At 67.5% G+C, this 2,620-nt stretch carries 1 protein-coding gene; it reads left to right on the top strand.

What is annotated here, in order from left to right; genetic code table 11:
- Window positions 1-2,620, top strand: a 2,620-nt coding sequence (locus CIC12_RS08235) for a zinc-binding dehydrogenase (protein ID WP_168663653.1), incomplete at both ends; no start/stop codon positions are given.

Raw genomic sequence — 2,620 nt, 5'->3', positions numbered from 1 at the left:
CCCGCGCACGTCGCCGAACTGACGCTGCTCGCGCATTGCGGCGCGGCGTTGCCCGCCGTATTGCGCGGCGAAGTGAGCGGCGCGCAGATTCTGCCGCCGTCACGCAGCAGCCTGGTCGAGCATTTCTTCGAAGCGGCGCCGACGTGGGCACACGCGAACGCGTTGACCAGCGCGTGTCTGCATCGCGCGATCGAAGGATGGAGCGAACCGCGCCGTCTGCGTGTGCTCGAACTGGATTCGCCGCTGAGCGACGTACTGCAACCGCTCGCGATCCACGTGCCGGTATCGCGCTGCGATTACACGATCGCGGGCACGCGTGAGCAGTTGAGCGGGTTCGACGCGAGCGAGCACCCGTCGATCCATATCGCCACCGTCGAATTCGGCGATGCGCCGCGCCTGTCCGGTATCGAGGCGGGCGAGCGCTACGACGTCGTCGTCGCGAGCCACGTGCTGGCCGCGCAAAGCGAGCCGCGTGCGTTGCTCGCCGCGTTGCGCAGCTGGCTCGCGCCTGGCGCGCTGTTGGTGATCGCGGAGCCGCGCAATAGCCGCTTCGCCGACATCGTGTTCGATCTCGATGCGGACGCGGCATATGCCAACGCGCGACGCGCGGCATGGCTGTCGCCGCACACGCTGACGCAACATCTCGAAGCGGCCGGCTTCGAACAGATCACGCGGCACGTGGAACAGGGCCTCGATCTCGAAGGTGTGCCGACCTTGATGGTCGCACGCGAGCCGTTCGCGAGCGGTGCGGCGGAAGCGGCCGATGCAGTAGCCGAAGCGCGGACACCTGTCGCGCATTGGTCGTTGCTTCATGCAGCGCAGACCGTGCCCGACGAGAAGCTTGCCGTCATCTTGCAGGCCGCCGGCCACACGACATTGAGCAGCACGGTGCAGGCATTACGTCACGACATGAGCAAACTGGCCGCGCCGGCCGGGCGTGCTCATCACGTGGTCTTTATCGCGCCGGAGCAATACCTGTCCGCCGACGCGGACGGCGCCGAAGTCATGCACGCGCAGCAGCAGACGACACTCGCGCTCGCGCAACTCGTGCGCGATCTCACAACGATGGCCGGCGTGACGCAGCCGCAATTGTGGATCGTCACGCACGGCGGCGCGCCGATCGCGACACCGTTCGCGGACGCCGCGTCGCTGCATCCCGAGCAGGCCGCGATGTGGGGCCTCGGCCGTGTGCTGGCCAACGAACATCCGGAACTGTTGTGCCGCCTGATCGACCTATCGGTGAAGGGGCACGAAGCGGCCACGCTGCTGGCGCGTGAACTGCTCGCGTCCGATGGCGAAGAAGAAGTACTGTTGACGCCGCAAGGCCGCTACGTGCCGCGCCTGTTGTCCGCGGCGAGCGCGGCTCTGCGCGGCGCGGCGGCCGCGCCGGTGCGCGCGCAGAACGAGGCCGCGGCGCTTGGTTTCGCGTCGCCGGGTTCGCTGCGCAACCTCGAATGGTTCGCGCTGCCGCAACGTGAACTCGCGGCGGACGAAGTCGAAATCGAGCCGGTCGCCACAGGATTGAATTTCCGCGACGTGATGTACGCGATGGGGCTGCTCTCCGACGAAGCCGTTGAAAACGGCTTTGCAGGTGCGACGATCGGCATGGAGCTGTCCGGGCGCATTGTGCGCGTCGGACGCGACGTGCAGCGGTTTGCGGCGGGCGATGCGGTGCTTGGTTTCGCGCCCGCGTCGTTCGCAACGCATGTGCGCACGAAGGCGGAGGCCATTGCGCACAAGCCCGAGCGTCTCACTTTCGAAGAAGCGGCCACGGTGCCGACCACGTTCTTCACCGCGTATTACGCGCTCTGCGAGCTGGCGCGTCTGCGCCGCGGCGAGCGCGTTCTGGTGCATGGCGCGGCGGGCGGCGTGGGGCTCGCGGCGATCCAGCTCGCACGGCACCTCGGCGCGGAAGTCTTCGCGACGGCGGGCAGCCGCGAGAAGCGCGAATTCGTGCGCCTGCTCGGCGCGGACCACGTGTTCGATTCGCGCAGCCTCGCCTTCGCCGATGAAATTCGCGAGCGTACCCAGGGTGCCGGCGTCGACATCGTGCTGAATTCGCTGGCCGGTGAAGCGATGGTGCGCAGTATCGACACACTGCGTCCGTTCGGCCGTTTTCTCGAGCTCGGCAAGCGCGACTTCTATGAAAACAGCCGCATCGGCCTGCGGCCGTTCCGCAACAACATCAGCTATTTCGGCATCGATGCGGACCAGTTGATGAGCGCGCTGCCGGACCTGACCGCGCGTCTGTTCGAACAGGTGATGCAGCTTTTCGCGGACGGTGTGCTGCATCCGCTGCCGTATCGCGCGTTTCCGGCCGAACGGGTCGAAGAGGCGTTCCGGCACATGCAGCAGGCGCGGCAGATCGGCAAGATCCTCGTGACGTACCCGGACGGCACGCCGAGTCCGACGCGCCCAGGCGGTGCCGCGGACACGCTGCGACTCGATCCGTCGGCGGCGTATCTGATCGTGGGCGGCACGGGTGGACTCGGCTTCGCCACGGCGCGCTGGATGATGCTGCGCGGCGCACGGCATCTGACGCTTGCGAGCCGTTCGGGCACGCTTGCGCCGGAACTTGAGCAAGAAGCCGCGCAATGGCGCGACGCCAACGGTACCGAAG

Origin of the sequence: Paraburkholderia sp. SG-MS1, from assembly GCF_012275575.1 — a bacterium.
Taxonomy (GTDB): Bacteria; Pseudomonadota; Gammaproteobacteria; order Burkholderiales; family Burkholderiaceae; genus Paraburkholderia.
Note: the sequence above shows the minus strand (reverse complement) of the source record. Positions and strands in the feature narration are given on the sequence as shown.